At 61.0% G+C, this 1,422-nt stretch carries 1 protein-coding gene; it reads right to left on the bottom strand.

What is annotated here, in order from left to right:
• Window positions 1-294 precede the first annotated feature (294 nt).
• Window positions 295-1,332, bottom strand: a complete 1,038-nt coding sequence (locus NKH70_RS35635; RefSeq protein WP_352976687.1) for an IS110 family RNA-guided transposase — start codon at window positions 1,330-1,332, stop codon at window positions 295-297.
• Window positions 1,333-1,422 lie beyond the last annotated feature (90 nt).

Here is a 1,422-nt window from a genome sequence, read left to right as displayed (position 1 = left end):
ATGTCTTCTGTGGATGGCTCCCGCGATGCAAGAGGTAATTCGACATTATGGCGCGTTGGTCGGGTGCAGTCTTCTGTCCGGCCTGTTGATGCAGCCATTCGAGACTGCTGGCCCTGATGGGGTCGGCGAACTGGGTCCCAATCTGCTTATCAGGCTATGATGCCTCCGACATCGCATGGGTTGTCCCTGTTCCCGGCCTGACCGGTCTCGCCATCACATCGCGTCGCTCTCACAACCTCATGGAGCCGATCGATCGGCTCGATCTGATTTCTGCTTCAGTGTCTTCTGCGCAACTTACGCTGCAAGGTTCGGAGCATGACGCGCCTGATAGGTTTCGCCGCGCGCCATGATAGCCCACACCACGCGGGCCATCTTGTTTGCCATCGCTACGCTCGCCACGCGCGCTGGCTTCCTGGCGAGCAACGCGAGGAGGCGCGGATCCGCAGCCTCGGGCTTATGCCTTGCCCGTCGGATCAGGGAGGTCGCGCCGATCACAAGGAGCTTTCTCAGGTACCGGTCGCCCATCTTGGTGATGTGCCCGAGACGGTCCTTTCCGCCGCTCGAGTTTTGCGAAGGTGTCAGCCCGAGCCAGGCGGCAAACTCTCGACCCGAGCGGAACTGACCCGGATCAGCAACCGAGGCCGCCAACGCTGTGGCACCGATCGGGCCAATGCCAGGTATGGTCGATAGACGCCGTGCCACTTCATTCGTTCTTTGTTGGGCAAGGATCGACCGGTCAATGGTCTGGAGCCGGGCATGGGTGTTGAGCACCTGCTCGCACAGGATACACAGAATCTGCAGTGCCATTGCCGGTACGTCCAATGTGGATTTCTTCGCGGCTATCTGGCGCGCCAGCTTAAGCGCCCGCTCCAAACCTTGGGGAATGTCGATGCCGAACTCAGCCAACAGGCCGCGGATCATGTTCACGAGTTGCGTGCGCTGCTTGACCAGAAGATTGCGTGTGCGGTGAAGCGACAGGGCCGCCTGTTGCTCGGCCGACTTCATCGCCACGAAGCGCATGGTCGGGCGTGTTGCCGCTTCGCAAATCGCTTCCGCGTCCACCGCATCATTCTTGCCGCGCTTCACATAGGGCTTCACGTAGGACGGTGGCATCAGGCGGACTTCATGGCCGAGCTCCGTCAGTTCTCGAGCCCAGTGATGTGCCGTCCCGCAGGCCTCCATGCCGATCAGGCAGGGTGGCAACTTGGTGAAGAACGGCAGAACTTGCGATCGGCGCAGGGCCTTGCGCACGACAACGCCCCCAGACGCGTCGACGGCATGAACCTGAAAAATGCGCTTGGCCAGATCAAGGCCCACGGTGGTAATCTGCATGGCGGATGGCTCCTTTGCTCGGGTTGCCTGACAGCAAACCCACTGTGGCACTCAGATGCCGGGAGCGGGAGCCATCCACCTCATCTGCTT

This window comes from Mesorhizobium sp. M0991, assembly GCF_040318915.1.
Taxonomy (GTDB): Bacteria; Pseudomonadota; Alphaproteobacteria; order Rhizobiales; family Rhizobiaceae; genus Mesorhizobium.
The sequence above is the reverse complement of the archived record's forward strand: the minus strand, read 5'-3'. Positions and strand labels throughout refer to the sequence as shown.

Bases quoted from the DNA above. Each gene is read 5' to 3' on its own strand.
- NKH70_RS35635 (WP_352976687.1), bottom strand. From the start codon at position 1,332: ATGCAGATTACCACCGTGGGCCTTGATCTGGCCAAGCGCATTTTTCAG.